Raw genomic sequence first — 18,156 nt, forward strand, 5'->3', positions numbered from 1 at the left:
TGTTTTAATTTGCGCCAGACGGTTTCAGTTTGGCAACGGCATGGTTGAATTCTGACACGGTAATCGGTTTGAGCAGGCGCGGCGCATCGCTGAACATCTCGTCCAGCTCTAGTTCATCGCCATAGCCCGTCACGAAGAGAAAGGGGATGTCCAATTCGTGCAAACGCGCGGCCACGCCGCTGCTGGTCACCCCATTACTCAGGTTCACATCCAGCACCACAAGTGAGGGCACAACCCTATCGAGTTCCTCAAAAACCGCATCTGGAGTTGCAAAGATCCGGATATCCGATGCACCGGAATCGCGGATTTGGTCGGCCATTTCTTTGGCGACAATAAAGTTGTCTTCCAGAATAATGACACATCCTTTATGCAGGTAGGCCGGTACTTCGGGCATTGGTTCCAGCTCGATTGGCGTGCGCCGACTGAGTTTAGCAACGACCTGATGACGCCCAGAGACCAAATGCTTCTTAGGGATCGTGAATTCTGCACATAGGCCCGATTCTTCGAAACGGACCTCTGCTGTTCCGCCAAGTTCATGCGGGATGGCCTGTTCGATCATTGCCATCCCAAATCCCAACTCATTGGGATGATTGACCCTTGGTCCACCAGTTTCCTGCCAGACAATCGAGAGGTCTTTTTCCAGCTCTTCAAATGTGATTTGGACGTGGCCTGCAGCCGTTAACAAGGCCCCATATTTTGCTGCATTGGTCGTCAATTCATGAAAAACGAGTGACATAATCGGCGCAACTTCGGGTTTGATAAATGCGTCACTGCCGGAAATCGCCGTCTGACTATCGGTGATGGTTTTGAATGGTTCAAATTCCAATTGTGTCAGCGCATATATCGACACCGGATCAGTTGATCGTCCATTGCTTATGTCATGCGCCGCTGCCAGCGCCCGAATACGGTTTTCTATCGCATTAGCATAGCTATCAAGCGACCCATAGCGCCGCCGCGCCTGACGCGAGACCGAGCGCACCAACGCGAGGATATTGCGTACCCGGTGGTTCAGTTCACCGATCATCAGCGCTTGCTGTCTGTTCAGCATATCCATCATCGTTTGCCGCTCTGCGGCTTGTAGCAATGTGCGCAGATGCTCGATCAGGTAAATCTCGCCGGGGGACCAAGGTTCGCACCGCCCTTCGACCTGTTCAAGAAAGGTTGAAAACGACCCACGCGGCGACAGACGTGCATTGCCTTCGTGAAATTCGATCGTCTTTTCGGGATTACCTGCCCAGTTGATAGCCCGTGCCCTTTCATTGCGGAAGAGCGCAATCGAGCGGTCAGGCAGCACCCCAACCACCAAAGCCCCGGCGCACTGGTTCAAACTATCTGTTTTCTCGGGAAATTGTTCCTCAAGCGCGTCGATCACAAGAGTATCGTGATTTTCAGTCGAGAGCTCAGTCAATGCCTCTAATACATCTTCATCAGGTGTATCGCCGAATGTGAACGCCCCGTCCGTTGTTAGTGCAGACATCCCGTCTGCATTGGTCATCTCTAGAATCATCGGCGCTGCGGCCGGGATGAGATCTGCCAGCGATGTTTCCTGATCCGAATTGGTAACAAACCCTTGGTCCAGTGACCGAATACGATCGAGTGCATCCTGCTGGCGTAGCGCCAAAAGCTTGCCTTCGAAAACGCTGAGAAAGCTGATGAGGATAGATCGCAACCCGGCCGGTGGCACCTTGGGGCGCCGGTGGTGGAACGAAATCACCCCCCAGAGCGTATCTTCGATCATCACACTTAGCGTCAGGGTCGCGGCAGAGCCCATGTTGCGCAGATATTCCATGTGAATTGACGAAACGCCCCGCACTGTGGCCAATGTGATGTCCAGCGGCGGCAAATCTGACTGCGCCAGTAATGGCACAGGTGTCTGTTCAACGTCCTGAATAAACCGCAAGGGGATCTTGCCCATAACCGCCCGTGCCTGCGCAGGAATGTCCCAATGTGGAAAATGCAGGCCCTGGTAGCTTTCCATACCCGATCTGATCACCTCGGCCCGGACTTGCCCGTTATAGTTGCGGTCAAACTGGTAAATCAGCACACGATCATAGCCGCTGAGGTGCTGCATCAATTCGACGGTGTGTTCAAAGAGCTGCTGTTCGTTCGCCGCCTTCTGAATTTCACCCATCAGGTAGGTCAGCGTCTTGAGCGCATCGGAGCCGCCAAGCGCATCCTCTTGCTCTGCTTCGATCTCAACCACGAGATTGCCGTCACTTTTGAAGATGCGCAGATCAAAGAACCCATCGCCGATCTGTGCTGTGCCGGCATCGATGGATTTTTGCCCATCTTTTATACGCGAAAGGCCGTTTCTAATGACATGCCATGCGTCTTTTCCCAGCACATCACGAAGGGTCTGACCCAGTACCTTATCGACCGGAATACCGACAAATTCAGCCGCATTTTCACTGGCATAACCAATGATACTGTTTTGTTCATTCGCGGCGATCAAGCATCCGAACGGCTGAATGATGCCTGGAATATGGATCGGTTCATCCGCGCATTGCTGAAGCGCCTGTTCGACGTCAGACTGTGATGCGTATGTTGTCATGTTCACCCCAATTGTACATCCACCGGGATGCCGTTAACATCATGCCTGATGATCGTGTGTCACTCAACCTGCATGATCTGTCACTCAGAAAGACGATCGAATGGATTCACTGTGCCGCGCATACTATTGATGGATGATGATATGCCCTTGGCGCTTGAGGTTGCGGGCGCCCTGCGCAAAGAGGGTCACGAAGTTGTCGTCACCAATACCGCCACCGACGCCAGAGACGAGCTATGGCATTGGGATTTCGATCTGTTGATCACTGATATTGTTGTCCGTAAGAGCGGGCGGCCTGTCGCAGATGGCGGCTTTGGCCTGATCAGTTGGGTCCGCCAACAACAAATCGCGACGCCCGAATTGACCCATTTGCCAATCATCGCGATTTCGGGTGCCGCTTCCCATCCTGCGTTGCAATTCATTTTGCCAACCGCAGATCGTATTGGTGCCGATGTCGTTTTGGAAAAGCCATTCGACATGGTCCAAATCATTGCTGAGATTGATCGCCTGTGCAGCGTACCCAAAGCGCAGGGCTAGGGTCAGGACCCACTAAGAAAAAGCCCCGGCTGATAAACCGGGGCTTTTTGCGTTATTGCGTTGCGGTAAAGCAGTCAGTTTTGACATCGATACAGACCTGACTTGCTGCATCGCGTGGCATTGGCCCCACCGTTACCATGACCAACCCGCTGGATTGCCGGAAGCTTGGCGTGAAGCCCCCCAGCGCGCTGCTGTTTTGCGCCACAAGGGTCTGCCAATGGCGCTGCGCGTTCTCTGCCGTGCTGAACGAGCCAAGCACGGCGATGTGACGCCCGCTTGGCGTGGTCGCAGCTGCTGCCTGTGCTGGTGCAGCGACTGTGTTTGCAGTGGCCACCGCCTGCTGAATACGGCTGGTATCCGCGATCAGGTCAGAGTTTTGTGTCCGCGTTGATGGGATGCTCATCTGCGTGCTGAGCGACGCACTGCCCGGCCGGAGCGATTGCACCCGGTTGCGCAGCTGCTCGGTTACCCGGCGCGCGTCCATCTGGTTGTTCACAATACGCGGTGTAATCAGGACCAGCAATTCTGTCTGCGCCCGGCTTGTTGACGTGTTCCCAAAGAGGTTGCCCGCAACAGGCAGATCCTTGAGGATCGGAATGCCGCCATTCGCCCCCGACCGCCGGTCAGAGAACAAGCCGCCCAGAACAATCGTCTCGCCACTGTTCACGGATACAGAGCTGTTGATCAAACGCTGTGAGATCACGGGGTTGCCTGTCGCCGCGTCGGTTTCGCCGACCAGGCTGACCTCTTGCCCGATATTCAGGATCACAGAGCCGGATGAGTTGATCCGCGGAGTTACCTCAAAGATCACACCGGTGTCGCGATATTCGACCGTTGATACAAAGACGGAATCGTCTGCGTCATTGGCATCGGTTGCTGTCCGCACTGCTGTCGGCACCTGATCGCCCACAACAAGCCGCGCGGATTCATTGTTCAGGATCATCAGGTTCGGCGATGACACCACGTTGATCCGTGTAATTGAATCAAGCGCATCCACGATCATATTTGCCGGTGTTCCGCCCAATGACAGGCTAAAGCCCGGCGACGTGGGCGAGATATTAACGGTGTCCCCAGATGTCAGACCCAACTGCGCCCCGCCATCTTCAAGGAAGTATTGGACCCCGTAACGCAAGTCTTCATTCAACGAGACTTCAACAATTGTCGCCTCAACCAGCACCTGCCGTTGGGGCACATCGAGCCGGTGCAGTATCCCCAGAACCCGCTGATATTCGTCGGGTGTCGCATGGATCAGCAAGGTATTTGTTGCTTCGCTGGCTACGATCCGCGTCTCATTCAATGATCCTTGGCTGGCAAAGAAGACGCCTTCGGTATCCATGACTTCGGTGGATTCTTCTGTTGTTTCAACCGACACGCCCAGGATCTGGGACATCGTTGGGGCAATATCGCTCGCCCGTGCATAGCGCATATCGTAGGAGTACACCTGCGCGTCATTTGCCCCGTCGCGGGTCAAACGGTTGATCCAGACCGAGACGTTTTCCAAAGCCCGGGGTGTTTTGGCCACTGCCAGGATCGAATTGTTTTCGGGGATGACTTCGAAAACCACAAGTGGCTCAAAGCTCTCGTCGGTTTCCACAACCCGTTCCAGCCCGTTCACGATGGACTGCGCCGAACGCCCGCTGATCGGGAAAATACCGACCGAACGGTTGGCCAGCCAGTCAACATCAAAGCTTTGGATTGTGTCAGCCCAGGATTGCTGATCAACGGAGGTACCGGCCAGCACCAGGATGTTACGCTGTGCATCGATCCCGACAATGCCCTCGCCCGCGAAAGGCTGCAGGATCGCAGCCATTTCCTGTGCCCCGATATTGCGCAATGGCACAACGCGCAGAGTGTAGCCTGGCAAGACATCCCGCGCCGTGGTTGGCGCGATGGACAGGTCTGCGGAAAGCGGCGCGATGGCAAAGATATCGCCCCGCCGGATCAGAACGGCGTTGTTTTGTTTCAGCGCCAATTCGAACACTTCGATCGCGGTTGTCCGTGTCACCGGCTGCGATGACCGGATATTCACCGTCCCCTGTACACCCGGATCAATCACATAGTTGACCTGAAGCAGTTCGCCCAAAATCGCGGCCGCAGCAGATTCAATATCCACGTCCACCAGATTGAGCGATACTGTCCGTTCGCCATTTTCATTCACAAAATCACTGTCGACCAAAAGCGGTTGGCGTCCTGGGAAAATTGTCCCTTGTCCCGCCTCAACCCGCTGGCCACCAACCACACGGCCCTGTTGCCGCTGGGTTGTTGTGCCCTCTCCGCCTGATCCAAATATGTTAGCGAGTTGCCAGCCTTTATACCCAGTATCGTCTTGGGTCCGGTCAACTTGTGGCACATCACCACAAGAGCCAAGAATCGCGGCGCAAGCCGCGAGTGCCATAAATCTATACATGCTCTGCCTCATCAGCAGCGCCCCAGATCTTGTGTCCAGGTGCGCAATTTTTTTATCATTGGTCTTAGCTTAGCAGGCTAACTTCATAGAATTTGTGGGAAATATTGGAAAACGGCAAAAACGATGCAAAGGTGTGTCCCGTATGACACGCCGGTCAAATTCCGCTTACTGCTGGACAGGTATCGCCGGATCACGACTTCGAACAGGCCCAAAATCGCTGCAAGCCCCACCAATAAGAAGGTTTCAAACACGGGCAGGAAGCCACCCAGACCAAGCAAAAGCCAGATATCGCCGAGGCCCAGCGCCTCTTTTCCCAAGGCCCAGCTCATCAATTGGCGGAAGATCAGCAATGCCGCACTGGGCACCAGCATTTGCATCAGGGTGATTGTAATTTCGCCAGTGAGGAACCCATTCAGTAACGCAAGCGCCGCGATCCCCAAGGTCCATTCAATCGGAAGCCATCGCCATTGCCAATCAATCGCAGCCAAAAGAAAGAGCAGGGCAAAAAGTGCGATAGCTAATGCTTGATCGTACCAAAGCACTGCTGCAGCAAGCGCCCCACATGCAAAACCGATCTGCCCGGGTATGAACCACCTGTGAACGTGGTGTGGTCCCGCAAATCCCCGCAGGAAACCTCGTATCACGATTGGCAAGGGTCCAAACCAGAATGCTGCGATCATAACCATCAAAGGCAGCCCGTGTAGCACTGTTTCCATCAGCGCAGAATTTCCATCGTCAGAATTTCATAGCGCATTTTGCCGCCCCGAAAGCTGAGCCCGATGGGTACAACCGTCGCGATCACATCAACTGATGCGCCACTTGCAAGCGTGCCTGTTGCCTCGATTGTATAAACCGGGCCTTCGGTGCCGCTGAGCCATACAGATGCCGTTCCAAGCCGCGGCATCGAAAGACCAGCGCTGCGTCTTTCAACGATCGTTGCTACATCCCCCGGCCCAAGACCGGGGATTGCCGCAAGTAAAACCGGTGATGCCGTGGCCGGGTTCACTTGGTTTGTGCCGTTATATGTTGTCAGGATTTGACGTGCGCGCAGGCTGGCCGCTTGTGGTAGTCCGAGATCGGCCAATAATTGCGGTAGCGGTGTGTTGAAGGGGCGCTGTTGCAACCCGTCACGCTGGATGACCAGAGCTTGTGCAATTGTCGTCGCATCAAACGCGTCAAGGCCACTATCATCGCCCAATTGTTGCAACGCTGGTCCAAGCAATTGCTGCGGTGCGAAATTGATATCCAGTTTGCCAGCTTCATCCCATATCCGGTAGGTGGCCTGGCCTTCGGCCATCCGGACCGTGGTAGGTGAGCCATCGCGTAAGCTGCGTGGGTCATCTTCACGTACACGGCCAAGGTCTGCGAGCGCGATATTCACAGCGCTTCTGGCCAGTTCAACCGCGCGAGTCGTTTCGACCTCGGCCCGGGTCGATAACGCTGCTTGCCGTTGCGTTGCCAAATAGGTTGACGCCGCAAGCAAAAGCCCGAGCCCCATCCACAACACCGTCAAAAGGACGAAACCGCGTTGCCCTTTGCGGCTTGAAAGTCTTATCGCAATTCGCAATCTCGGTCCTCCAACCCGGCCGGGCCAAGCCGGGCTACGCATATCGCGCTGATCGTGGTCGGCATCTGCGCGACGATCATCCGCTCGGCACCTTGTTCGATAGCGACCGCAAATGGTAGCCCCTGCTCAGGCCTTGGTTCATAGGTCCAGACGCCTTGCCGCGCGACAGATGTCGCCCCGGCCCGATATACAAGGCTAAGCGGGCTTTCAGAGACAATCATCGTACTGGTTTGCGCGTTATCACCGGCTAGCCTGACGTCACGCACATCGAAATTCCGTGACGCGACCAATCGGTAGAGCCCGTCTTCCTGCGTGATGGTCAACCCGACCATCATTGGCCTGCTATCACCACTTGTCCCGTCGTCCAGGATCATGCGCATTTGCGTCGGAGACCCAAAAAAACGCCCTTCGGTCATGTCCCGCCCAGCCAAACTGGCAGAGGCCGCCCATGATTGCAGCACGCGCCGCGCCGTGAGCCAATCTGTCGCCTCTTGTTGTAGTTCTGTGGGTTGCAATGTCGTCTGACGCAGACCCCAGGTCGCGCTGGTCAAAAGCGCCAATGTCATGGCGGCAATTGTCAAAGACACCAATGCCTCGGCCAGAGCAAAACCAGATTGCCCAGATCGCCGTTTTTGTACCCAGCGCCGTCTCATAGCGGTGTTTCCCGATAGCGGATGGCCCGCAGCGTCACGGGGCTGCCGTCATCCAAGGGGGGTTGCACCGTGACGTATATAAAGACCAGCTCACCTGGTTGCACAGGGCCAAGGCGCATATCGGATGTCCCGGCCTCGGACACTACCATAGACCATTCCATATCCCGGATCATTCCGCTGTCCTGCATGCCTGGTTGGACTGCAAGATCGACGCCGATCTGATCCATGATCCGGGTGGCCACCAGCATCTGTTCGGCTTGCATACCCGCCCGGCGTTCCATGAACAGCCCCGTCGATAACGCCTGGTAGAACCCCGTGATCGCCAATGTCGCGATTGAGAGCGAAACAAGCGTCTCGATCAGCGTGAACCCCTTATGCGATGCCCGCCGTCTCATTGGGAAAGCCTGATTTGTCCGGTGAGCCAGTCCAGCTCAACGATCCGGGACACTTCGCCAGCAACCAATTCCAGCGCAAGCCCTTCGTTTTCGCCGGAAGGACGGATTTGCAGCCGCGTGGTTTCATTTGTGCTGCTGACACCACGCGAAAGCGTATGTTCAGCACGCCCAGCGCGCAAAATCCCGTCATCTGCATCAAATTCCACTGCCACAGACCGCCCGGTTTCTGCCGCTTCCAGGCGGGCCTGCTGCAAAGCCAGTGCAATTCCTGCGACATCGTCTTGCAAAGCGGCCCTGTCAGACCTGCCGAAGGCCAGGATCGAGATCGAACCGATCAGGATGACAATAGCCACCGTCACCAAGACTTCGACCGTTGCAAAACCGCGCGACCCGTTGCGGCGCCCAGAGAATGGCCGCTTAGCCTTCCACATCGGCGTCAAGGCCGGTGCCGCCGGGGCTTTGATCTGCACCAAGAGAGGTGATGCGGACCTGACCGTCTTCCAGCGCATAGATGAACGGCACACCCCATGGATCTACGGGCAGATTACCATCGCGCAGATAAGGCCCGTTCCAGCCGGGAACATTGCCCGCGTTATCAACAAGCGCATCAAGCCCCTCTTGTTCAGAAGGGTAGCGCCCTGTTTCGATGAGGAAAATATCCAAGGCACTGCGCAGTTGAACAATTTGCGCTTCTGCCGTTGTGACACGTGAGGATTGCAACTGGCGCATCGCGGCCGGTCCGACCACGCCGATCAAAAGACCAACGATTGCAACGGCCACCAGCATCTCGATCAATGAGAAACCAGCGGTTGCCGCATGACGGCGGGCTTTGGAACGTCTAAAACGAGATCGCATTGACGGATACAATCGCTGAGAAAAGGGCATAAAGGCTAACTCCGATCAGAAGTCCAACACCTACAATCAAGGCAGGCTGAAATAAAAGCAGAAACCGTTCGAGGTCGCGATCGGCGGCTTCCCGCATATCGAGGGATGATCGGCTGATCATTCCCCCCAGATCACCAGCCTCTTCGCCGATCCGGATCATCTCAATCGCTTCGCGCGGCAGCAGGTCTTCGCGGCCCAGCGCATCTGAGAGCGCGGCGCCGCTTTCGACCTCACTGGTGACTGTGGCCATGCTGGTTTGCATTGGTCCTGAAGGCGCTGATTTCGAGACCACCCGCAACGCCCCGCTGAGCGTGATATCGCGGGTGAGCAAAGCGCCAAGCACGTGCAAAAGCAGCATCATTTGGTTACGCAGCAGCAACCGCCGCACAAAGGGAATACGGTTACCCAGTTTGATCAGGATTGGTGTAAGGCGTCCCCGCCGCGCGGCATAAATGGTTGCGCAGACAAGCAAGATGATCCCAAGCAAAATATATGGCCAGAGCCCGGCAAAAAGACCCGAGACCGCGAAAACCATTCGCCCCATAAACGGAACAAGTTCAATCCGGTCTTCGATGAGTGGCAAGAACTGCGGAATGATCGCCACCATGATCAGACCCAAAGATAGTAGTGCCACTGCGAGCAATATCCCAGGATACATCAATCCCGTAACGATCCGCCGTTGCACGACCAGTTTGTTCTGCATGATTTCAGCCGCAGTTGTTAATGCGCTGCTCATGTCGCCTGACACTTCTGCACCGCCAACCAGCGAGAGCGTCACCGCATCTTCTATGCCAGCCTGTTCATTTAGTGCCCGCGATAGCGGTGCGCCTTCCCGTAAACTGTCACGCACCCGCAGCGCGGCTTGCGAGATCGCATCATCACCGCCTTCGCCCATGATGGCCAATGCCCGTTCAGATTGGATCTGCCGGCCTGACAATTTGGCAAGCCGCACCAGAAAATCAGATATCTGTTTGGCCGACATCTGACCCGTTTCGCGTTTTCGCTTCTTGGTGGTTTTCGTCGCAGCCTTTCCTGTTCCAGCGTCCAGGCTGATCGGAAACAGACCCTGCGCCCGCAGATTGCGGGTTGCGTCAGTTTCATCGACCCCTTTGACAACACCAGATTGCCGCGCGCCATTTGTATCGCGTGCAACATAGGAAAATGTGCGCTGCGCCTGATCCAACAGTTTGACCCTTTAGAAATACCTGACGCCCAGGATGCGCATCACTTCTTCCATAGTCGTATGCCCTTTGGCAATCATGCGCACCCCTTCTGATCCCATCGTTTGCAATTGCCGTGCGGCATCGCTGCCCTGAGGGGTAAATAGCTCATCCGGTTCCATCGCTTCGAATAGCGCGAGCCGTCCGCGAAAACCGGTTTGATTGCAATTGTCGCAGCCAACCGCATTGACCAGATTCCATGTTGCCGGGTCCGTCTGCCCCCCAGTGCGTTGATCAAGTTTGGCAAACAGGTCCCGCGTTTTCGGGTGCGCCTTTAGATCAATGGGCGCCGCACAGTCAGGGCAAACCCGGCGTACCAATCTCTGCGCCGCCACAAGCCGCACAACAGAGCGGATCAGATATTCAGGCACCCCAAGATCGATCATCCGCGTCGCCGCATCTGAAGCTGTATTGGTGTGTAATGTTGAAAACACCAAATGCCCGGTCATCGCGGCCCGTACGGCAAGTTCAGCGGTTTCGCTATCTCGGATCTCACCCACCATAATGACATCAGGGTCATGCCGCAGCACGGTGCGCAAAGCCGCCGCAAAGGTCCAACCCAATTCAGGGTTCACCTCGATTTGCTGTAGGCCAGGTGTTTGAATTTCAACCGGATTTTCGATTGTCACGATTTTGCGTCGCGTTTCATTCAGTGCGTTCATCGCCGCATGCAGCGTTGTGGTTTTACCGCTACCTGTTGGCCCGGTCACAAGGATCAAACCATTGGGTTGTTTGATCGCAGCCCCAATGCGTTTTTCCACATGGGCTGGCAATTTCAGGTCCGGCAAGGTCGATAACCCTTCGTGGTTATCAAGAAGCCGCAGCACGATTGTTTCGCCATGGATCATTGGCGCGCTGGCCACGCGCATATCGATGTCACGTCCCGCAAGACGTTGCTGGATCCGCCCATCCTGCGGCAAACGGCGTTCGCTGATATCCATCCCGGCGAGGATTTTCAGGCGCGAGATCACACCTTCATAGATTGCTTTTTCTGGCGCGCTGACTTCAACCAGTTCGCCATCTACCCGCAGCCTGACCCGGGCTGACGTTTTGGAAGGCTCAAGATGAATGTCTGTCGCACGTCGTTCGACCGCGTTATCGAACAGACCTTCGAGGTAGCGGACGGTTGGCGCGTTATTTGCCAGTTCGGTCAGTTTGTCCGTATCAAGATCGAGGCCATCCATCTTAGGCGACACGATTGTGCTGCCAGTGGATGCATCCGCCTCTGCAGCGACCTCGCTTCTAGCCATCGCAAGTTCAATATCGCGATCGGTTCCCACGGCTAGCTTCAAATCACTGCCGAAGATCATTTCAAGCGCGGTGATTGCATCTTCATCAAAAGGATCAGCGACTGCGATATAGGCCTGTGATGGCGAAATCTCGATTGGTACGATCGCGTTACGGCGCAGGTATTCTTCGGATAGACGGGGATCTTGGGGAAGACGCTCGGGGATATCGTCAAGCGTGACCAGCGTGAAGCCAAACTGCGCCGCACTGGCACGCGCCCATTCTTTTTGTGGGACCAATCCAAGCCGATCGAGAACGGCCCTAATAGGTTGTCCTGTGCTTGACGCGGCATCAGTGACTTTGACCAGATCTGCATCGGTCAAAGTGCCATTCTCGAGAAAAACTGTCGGAAGCTTATCCCGCTTCGCTACATCAACAAGCATCTTTCAACCGCCCTCAGAAATACGCACCACGATTCGGCCTGCTACCGATATCAGCATTATTCTCAGTACTTTATCCACAGTCCCATTCCAGAATGTGGCCTAATTGAGGCATTGGCGCGTCAGCAAAGACATATACGGCACGTTCTGGATAAATGTTCTCAATCTGGCAACCAATCTGGGCATAATGCTGCCGATTGTGCCCAAATGCTATTTCCAAGTTGTTTGCCCAACACAATTTCGCCCAGATAGCGGGGGACCTTACGTCATCCGACGATCACTCTTTGCATGAGAGACATTATAATGAAAATTACGCGATCCAGACTGCTGACAGTTACTCCGCTGATTCTGGCCGCCGTTTCTAACGGCGCCGCCGCCCAAGAGGCTGCTAGTGCGAGCTCACTGTTGATCCAGAACGCCCAGACGGTAAATGCCGATACGGCGCAGGGGGCAACGACTATCCCTCTCCAAATCACAATCCCTGACGATGGGACCTACGTCTTCTCGGCCCCTGCTATCAGCGGCATCCAGCTGATTGTTGGTGGTCAGAGCCTGTTTGGCAGCTCTGTTTCATCGAGCGATGAAACTGTCAAAGCTCTGATGTCAATGACAGCCGGTACATTTGATGTCGAAGTCTCTGGCGAAGGCCTGACACTGGCTGCGCTGGCTGACGTCACCGCAAACCTTCTGGGTATGCCAGAGGCGAGCATCGTCAGCATCGCGTCAACAGGCGAGACGAGCGTTTCTTCGTCATTCTCAGCGCGGGTCGCCTCTTCTTCAGTCGCCGACGCCGTTACAGACGCGACGGCAAGCACGAGTGTTTTGACCGAAGTCAGCACCGCGTCAACGAATGTGCGGACCACGGCAACTTCAGAAGCCGCAGTTGTGAACAATATCATCACAGTCCCAAGCCCAGGTGACAATGACCGTGAAAACGTTGGCGGCATTCTACGCAACACCATTCGTGACGCGATTACTGTCGCGATCGCAAATGATCCCGTTTCTGGTGGAGGCGGTGGTACCGTTGTTGTCGGTGACGGCGAAGCGCAATCCAGTATGCTGAGCCCACCAACAGGCGTTACCTTGATCGAAGCCGTCGAAATTGTCGGCGGTGCAACCGATGAAGGCGTTGTTGCAAGCAGCGGCCAAACGATGTTTGGCGCTGTCATGGATCCAACTACATACGACGCTGTCGTCGTTACCATTGAGCCATCGGGCCGTACAGAAACCGTCGATGTGGGTCCAACGACCGGCCAGTTTGCATTCCGCTTGTTCCCTGAAGACCTGGCAACGGGTGCTGCCTCTGTTTCCGTCATGGGCGTTGACAGTGCAGACGCGACAATCGCCACTGCCCCTGTGACTTATGACTATACATCCGGGGTGGTCGCCGATGGTCTGACTGTCGCGCTATCGCGTCTGACTTATGGCCCAACGGTCGACCTGTATTCGCGCGTGCGCGGCATGGGTTTTGAAAACTATGTCAATGAGCAGCTGAGCCCTGGCAGCATTCGTGATGCCGCATTCGACGCGATGGATGTGGATCAGCTGGTCGAAGATCTGACAAACAGTTTCTCAGGAATGCAGCGCCGGGAAATGGCGCACCGGATTGCGTGGGCCGCTTACTCTGACAAACAATTGCAGGAGGTGATGGGCGATTTCTGGTCTAACCACTTCTTCGCATCGACTAAGAACACCCGCATCTACCTGCAAAACGTCATTGATCGTCAGTATTATCGCGACAATGCGTTTGGTGATTTTGAAGATCTGCTTCTCTATTCGGCGCGTAGCCCGCTGATGTCGCAGTTCCTTGACAATGACCAAAGCCGGGTTGGTAACATCAACGAAAACTATGGTCGTGAAATTCTTGAACTTCACACTGTCGGCGTTGATGGCGGATATGGCGACGAAGATGTGATTGCCGTGTCGCGTATCTTCACTGGTTGGCTCTATGAACGCACAAATCCGAACGAAGATACTTTGGCGCAAGAGTTCGCCTTTACATTCGAAAGCGATCGCCACGATACCGATGACAAGCTTATCCCATTCTTGAACACAACGATTACAGGCCGTACCGGCGCTGCTGGTGTTCAGGAAGGCGAAGAACTGATTGCCATGCTGGCTGATGATCCGCGGACACATGAATATGTATGTGGTAAGATCGTTCAGCGCTTCGTGGCGGACGTTCCACCTGCTGAGTTTGTTGAAATCTGCACCACAACCTGGGCCGACACCGACGGTGATATGCGCGAAGTGTTGCGGGACATCTTGCTTGCCCCAGCGTATCTCGAAGGCGCCGCCGATCGCGGCACGAAGTCAAAAACACCATATGAATACAGCATCGCGGTTATGCGTGCACTTGGTGTCGATATTGAGCCTAGTGATGGTTTTGGTATTTTCAGACGCTTTGAAAACATCAGCACCGACGGTGGGTATGATGCTCTGACATTTGGCCTTCCTACCGGTTTGGACGAAGTCGGTGACGCTTGGACAAACTCGGCCTCCATGTTGGGTGTTTATCGTGAAGCAACTGAGGTTGCTGAATTGACAAACACCTACGACATCGATCTGGGCGCCATGACCGAGGAAGCCGGTCTGGAAACTGCTGAGGAAGTGGCTGCGTTCCTTCTGACCATCGCCACGGCCGATGATTACACGTTGGAGGAATACGAGGCGATGGTTACGGTTTTGAAGGGCGAAGATGGCATCTTTGAACCACTGACCAGTAACGAATCTTCCGCATTCGAACAAGCTGGTGGACTGATGATCGTCCTGCCAAGCTTTTATATTCAATAATTGCCCATCCGAAATTGGAAAGGTTCAAAAAGTGACAACGCGTAGAGAATTTCTAAAGTCCTCCGCCCTCGCGGCAGCAGCAAGTATGGCTGGTGTCGCAGGAGCCCCCCAATTTGCTTTCGGTCAAACGACGGGTGGCAAAACATTCATCAAGGTGTTCATGCGCGGCGGCGCAGACGGTCTGCATCTATTCCCGGCTTATGGTGATCCGATCTACTATCAACACCGCCCAAATATCGCCATCGAAGCACCAAGCGACTCAGATGCCAACACGGCGCTTGATATCGGCGACAGCTATCGGGGCATGAACCCCAACCTGGAACCCATGATGGAAATCTGGGATGCGGGCCGTATGATGGTTGCCCCAGCAACCGCGCTTGAAGAAGGGAACCGTTCCCACTTTGATAACCAGCGTTGGATCGGTACAGGCGCTCAAAACAACCTGATCGACGGTTATTTGAACCGGTATATTCAACTGACTGGTGGTGCGTCCGACCCGCTGACTGGTGCTGTTTTGGGTAAAACTTCCATCAGTACAGAAGCACGCGGTAGCGTTGTCTTCCCCGCGGTTTTGACCGGTGACAGCTTCAGTTTGGAAAACAATGATTTCTGCAGCGGCACCGGTTGCGCCGACAACCAGTTGACTGAATTGATGCGCGAAATCTCATCTCACCCCGTTGTCGAAGATGGTCTAGAAGCATCCGTGCGCGACAACCAACTGGTCATGTTGGATTCGATTGCACAGATTCAGGCGGCTAACACCAACTACGAGACAAATGCGGGTGGTTTGGAATATTCAAACACCGACCTTGGCCGTGGTTTGAAACTGGCTGCGCAGCTTCTGAAGGCTGACGTGCCGCTGGAAGTCGCGGCGATGGACTGGAACATCGGCTGGGACACGCATTCCAATCAAATCTCGTCCTCTGCTGACAGATTTACCGATCAATCCCTGAACTATCACTCTCGGATGAGAACAGGTGCAACTGACTTCCTGACTTTCTACCGCGATATGGGCACAGCAATTGATAATGTTGTGGTTATGGTTTGCACAGAGTTTGGCCGCACAGTGATTGAGAACGGCAGCCAGGGTACCGACCACGGCCATGGATCGACATGGTTCGCGTTTGGTGGCCCAACGGTATCTGGCGTCGGACCTGACATCACAACCTTGGATACAAGCGAGCTGCGCAACAACCGCTTTGTCCCAACGCGGACCCAGTTTAAGGATATCGTTGCCGAGGTCATGATCCGCCACATGGGGATGAACCCAACGCTGGTATCGCAGGTGTTCCCTGGCCATACTACATTTACAGATCATAATCTGTTCAACAGAATTAGCTAAATCAGCGATAATGTTGTAATCGAATGCGCTGAAGGGCTACATGTCCTTCAGCGCAACTTTTTTGAGGCCCCTTTGGTATGACGCAAACTGATGATCAGTCATCCAAACCATCTTCGGTCCGTAAATCTGTCAACACACTGACAAAATACGTAAATCTGGCCTCAGCCGGTTTGGCAATGCTGAACGCACCACGCCGAATCCCGACCAAAGCACCCCCACCAGAAGTCATCGTCAGAGATAAGGGTTTTGCGATCCGTATTGATGAAGATGTCACCGAGTTTGATGATCCAAACACGCTTGCGGCAGAGTTGCGGGAACTGCCTGAAAAACGTTTAGATGTCATCTTTCACGGCCGTACCGCCCTTGATCTAAGCTTTACTATTCCAAACGCCCCGTTCAGTGATCTGGAAGCCATGATCGACGCCGAACTCGCCTACAGGTCACCATTTCAGCGTGATCAATGCGTCTGGTTTTGGCGCGCCAAGGAAACGGAAACACTTGATTGGCAGGTTGAGGCGGCCATCGTTTTGAATGCTTCTATCGATTGGGTGATCGCAGCATTTAAGGAAACCGGAAAGACAATCAACCTCGCCAGACGTACCGCACCTGATGGCACAACAAAGCTAGCAGTCTATCCCAGCTGGCTAACGCCACTGCGCCGCTTAAAGGGCCCGCGCACCGTCGGCGAAAGCATTCGCAAAGTACCCCCGTCCCTGCGCGCGCCTGCGATTGCATTGATCATTCTTCTCATCTCGGCCGTTGCCTTGTTTGCAGTGCAATCGACGCAGAACAGTTCTGTGTCTGCCCAGGCGTCGGCTGCGAATGCCCAGATTGCACAGCGCGCCGCTGAAGCCGCCCGTGTCCAAGCCTTGAAAGAATTGCGAGACGAAGGCGCTGCACGAAGCGCGCTGGTTGGCAGCCTTGCAGGTCTTTTGCCAGATGACGTATGGCTTGAGCAGTTAACTATTGAAGACGACCGCATGACCATTACGGGCTACGCCCCCTCTGCTGCCGAAGTCACCCGGTTGCTTTCAACACTGGATGCCTTATCCGATATCCAGTTTGGCTCTCCGGTAACGCGCGATAACACGCAAAACCAAGAACGCTTTCGCATCGATGCCACGCTGACGGGGAATTTGGGATGAGCGAGTTTATTTTCCAAAACCCCCGCGCTGTCCGCCGGTTTGGCACCATGCTGATCATCGGCGTATCCGTCTTGATCATCTTAATCGCGCTGATGATCTGGAACTTCACGGCCCAGCGCTTTGCCAATATCGATGAGTTGAACGCGACAATTGCCCGCGCCGAACAATTGTCGAACGCGTCGAGGGCAAACAGCGCCCAAGTCAGTTTTTATCAAAATGAAACACCCCAGTTGTCGCAATCTGAAATGCAAAGCGACATGCAGGATCTTGCACAGCAATATCAGGTTAGGCTTGAAGTTATTCGTGCCGATCAGATCGAGCAAGTGCAGGGCAATGTTCGTATGGCGCTTACACTGAACGGCGTTGTTCCAGAAAATCAATTGGGCGGTTATTTACAGAACTTAGCTGCGCATGAACCCATGGTTATTGTCGATAATATCAACCTGCGCCGCGCCCGTGGTACCCGAAATAACGAAGAACGGCTTTTGGCCATTCAGCTTAAGCTTAGCGGGTTTTCGACACAATGAAGACAACCTTGGAAAAAGTGCAATCATTTGCTCCGCTCGTTGCAACTGCCTTATGTATCGCGCTCGCTGGGGTCATTTGGTTGCCTTTGAATAGTGAAACAAGAGCCGAAACAGGATCCGTTCAGCAAAGTGATGCAGCTTCAACGGAAGATCCCAGCTTGGGCGTGCTGCAAAATGGTGCGCAATCGCTCGTCGAACGCCCCTTATTTCATGTGACAAGGCGCCCCCCCGTGGTGGCCGAGACTGTTCAATCTGCACCTGAACAGGTTTCTTTAGTACTAACAGGTGTGCTGAAGAACGACGATGTCTATATTGCGCTTCTGAGTCTATCCAACAGCAACGAAGTTTTGCGTCAACGCGTCGGAGACCGGTTTAGCGGTTGGGAAATAGTAGACATTACCCCCACCACCGTCACCGTCATCAACCCCGACGGGGAACAGCAGCTTATCGGGCTGTCTTCTTCAAATTAA

General features: G+C 54.5%; 16 protein-coding genes. 6 read left to right on the forward strand and 10 right to left on the reverse strand.

Annotated features, from left to right (window positions below; translation table 11 throughout):
• Positions 1 to 4 precede the first annotated feature (4 nt).
• Positions 5 to 2,551: an HWE histidine kinase domain-containing protein gene (locus AABB29_RS06070; RefSeq protein WP_341367787.1), complete on the reverse strand. Its 2,547-nt coding sequence runs from the start codon at positions 2,549 to 2,551 to the stop codon at positions 5 to 7.
• 111 nt (positions 2,552 to 2,662) lie between these two features.
• Here AABB29_RS06070 and AABB29_RS06075 point away from each other — a divergent pair, with 111 nt between their 5' ends.
• A complete protein-coding gene (locus tag AABB29_RS06075; protein ID WP_341367786.1) occupies positions 2,663 to 3,085 on the forward strand; it encodes a response regulator in 423 nt (140 codons plus the stop codon).
• 52 nt (positions 3,086 to 3,137) lie between these two features.
• Here the strand turns inward: AABB29_RS06075 and gspD are convergent, their stop codons facing one another.
• From gspD to AABB29_RS06120, 9 genes are all read right to left on the reverse strand, one after another.
• On the reverse strand, positions 3,138 to 5,492 hold the full coding sequence (gene gspD, locus AABB29_RS06080; protein WP_373636824.1) for a type II secretion system secretin GspD: 2,355 nt from the start codon (positions 5,490 to 5,492) through the stop codon (positions 3,138 to 3,140).
• An 83-nt stretch (positions 5,493 to 5,575) separates the two neighbouring features.
• A complete protein-coding gene (locus AABB29_RS06085) occupies positions 5,576 to 6,208 on the reverse strand; it encodes a prepilin peptidase (protein ID WP_341367783.1) in 633 nt (210 codons plus the stop codon).
• Positions 6,208 to 7,059 carry a hypothetical protein gene (locus AABB29_RS06090; RefSeq protein ID WP_341367782.1) on the reverse strand — a complete coding sequence of 284 codons (852 nt, stop codon included), beginning with the start codon at positions 7,057 to 7,059 and terminating at the stop codon, positions 6,208 to 6,210. The genes AABB29_RS06085 and AABB29_RS06090 overlap by 1 nt, the downstream gene beginning before the upstream one ends.
• Positions 7,044 to 7,712, reverse strand: coding sequence for a hypothetical protein (locus AABB29_RS06095; protein WP_341367781.1), 669 nt, complete (start codon positions 7,710 to 7,712; stop codon positions 7,044 to 7,046). The genes AABB29_RS06090 and AABB29_RS06095 overlap by 16 nt, the downstream gene beginning before the upstream one ends.
• Positions 7,709 to 8,107 (reverse strand): type II secretion system protein J, encoded by a 399-nt coding sequence (locus AABB29_RS06100; RefSeq protein WP_373636825.1) that lies wholly within the window; start codon positions 8,105 to 8,107, stop codon positions 7,709 to 7,711. The genes AABB29_RS06095 and AABB29_RS06100 overlap by 4 nt, the downstream gene beginning before the upstream one ends.
• On the reverse strand, positions 8,104 to 8,538 hold the full coding sequence (locus tag AABB29_RS06105; RefSeq protein WP_373636826.1) for a Tfp pilus assembly protein FimT/FimU: 435 nt from the start codon (positions 8,536 to 8,538) through the stop codon (positions 8,104 to 8,106). Before AABB29_RS06105 ends, AABB29_RS06100 begins: the two co-directional genes overlap by 4 nt.
• Positions 8,525 to 8,962: a type II secretion system major pseudopilin GspG gene (gspG, locus tag AABB29_RS06110; protein ID WP_341367778.1), complete on the reverse strand. Its 438-nt coding sequence runs from the start codon at positions 8,960 to 8,962 to the stop codon at positions 8,525 to 8,527. Before gspG ends, AABB29_RS06105 begins: the two co-directional genes overlap by 14 nt.
• Positions 8,946 to 10,175 (reverse strand): type II secretion system F family protein, encoded by a 1,230-nt coding sequence (locus AABB29_RS06115; RefSeq protein WP_341367777.1) that lies wholly within the window; start codon positions 10,173 to 10,175, stop codon positions 8,946 to 8,948. The genes gspG and AABB29_RS06115 overlap by 17 nt, the downstream gene beginning before the upstream one ends.
• Positions 10,176 to 10,187: 12 nt before the next feature.
• Positions 10,188 to 11,882 carry a GspE/PulE family protein gene (locus AABB29_RS06120; RefSeq protein ID WP_341367776.1) on the reverse strand — a complete coding sequence of 565 codons (1,695 nt, stop codon included), beginning with the start codon at positions 11,880 to 11,882 and terminating at the stop codon, positions 10,188 to 10,190.
• A 300-nt stretch (positions 11,883 to 12,182) separates the two neighbouring features.
• Between AABB29_RS06120 and AABB29_RS06125 the strand changes: the two genes are divergently transcribed.
• From AABB29_RS06125 to AABB29_RS06145, 5 genes are all read left to right on the forward strand, one after another.
• Entirely contained in the window at positions 12,183 to 14,672 is a 2,490-nt protein-coding gene (locus tag AABB29_RS06125) for a DUF1800 domain-containing protein (RefSeq protein WP_341367775.1), read from the forward strand.
• A gap of 31 nt (positions 14,673 to 14,703) precedes the next feature.
• Positions 14,704 to 16,014: a DUF1501 domain-containing protein gene (locus tag AABB29_RS06130; RefSeq protein WP_373636827.1), complete on the forward strand. Its 1,311-nt coding sequence runs from the start codon at positions 14,704 to 14,706 to the stop codon at positions 16,012 to 16,014.
• Between the two features lie 77 nt (positions 16,015 to 16,091).
• Entirely contained in the window at positions 16,092 to 17,159 is a 1,068-nt protein-coding gene (locus AABB29_RS06135; protein WP_341367773.1) for a PilN domain-containing protein, read from the forward strand.
• Positions 17,156 to 17,686, forward strand: coding sequence for a GspMb/PilO family protein (locus AABB29_RS06140; RefSeq protein WP_341367772.1), 531 nt, complete (start codon positions 17,156 to 17,158; stop codon positions 17,684 to 17,686). Before AABB29_RS06135 ends, AABB29_RS06140 begins: the two co-directional genes overlap by 4 nt.
• Before the next feature lie 8 nt (positions 17,687 to 17,694).
• A complete protein-coding gene (locus tag AABB29_RS06145) occupies positions 17,695 to 18,156 on the forward strand; it encodes a hypothetical protein (RefSeq protein ID WP_373636828.1) in 462 nt (153 codons plus the stop codon).

This window comes from Yoonia sp. BS5-3 (genome assembly GCF_038069655.2).
In the GTDB taxonomy this organism is placed as follows: Bacteria; Pseudomonadota; Alphaproteobacteria; order Rhodobacterales; family Rhodobacteraceae; genus Yoonia; species Yoonia phaeophyticola.

Excerpts from the sequence above, each read along its gene's own strand:
- AABB29_RS06070 (WP_341367787.1), bottom strand. The coding sequence starts at position 2,551 with ATGACAACATACGCATCACAGTCTGACGTCGAACAGGCGCTTCAGCAA.
- gspD (WP_373636824.1), bottom strand. The coding sequence starts at position 5,492 with ATGTATAGATTTATGGCACTCGCGGCTTGCGCCGCGATTCTTGGCTCT.
- AABB29_RS06085 (WP_341367783.1), bottom strand. The coding sequence starts at position 6,208 with ATGGAAACAGTGCTACACGGGCTGCCTTTGATGGTTATGATCGCAGCA.
- AABB29_RS06095 (WP_341367781.1), bottom strand. The coding sequence starts at position 7,712 with ATGAGACGGCGCTGGGTACAAAAACGGCGATCTGGGCAATCTGGTTTT.
- AABB29_RS06100 (WP_373636825.1), bottom strand. The coding sequence starts at position 8,107 with ATGAGACGGCGGGCATCGCATAAGGGGTTCACGCTGATCGAGACGCTT.
- AABB29_RS06105 (WP_373636826.1), bottom strand. The coding sequence starts at position 8,538 with ATGTGGAAGGCTAAGCGGCCATTCTCTGGGCGCCGCAACGGGTCGCGC.
- gspG (WP_341367778.1), bottom strand. The coding sequence starts at position 8,962 with ATGCGATCTCGTTTTAGACGTTCCAAAGCCCGCCGTCATGCGGCAACC.
- AABB29_RS06120 (WP_341367776.1), bottom strand. The coding sequence starts at position 11,882 with ATGCTTGTTGATGTAGCGAAGCGGGATAAGCTTCCGACAGTTTTTCTC.
- AABB29_RS06125 (WP_341367775.1), top strand. The coding sequence starts at position 12,183 with ATGAAAATTACGCGATCCAGACTGCTGACAGTTACTCCGCTGATTCTG.
- AABB29_RS06135 (WP_341367773.1), top strand. The coding sequence starts at position 16,092 with ATGACGCAAACTGATGATCAGTCATCCAAACCATCTTCGGTCCGTAAA.
- AABB29_RS06140 (WP_341367772.1), top strand. The coding sequence starts at position 17,156 with ATGAGCGAGTTTATTTTCCAAAACCCCCGCGCTGTCCGCCGGTTTGGC.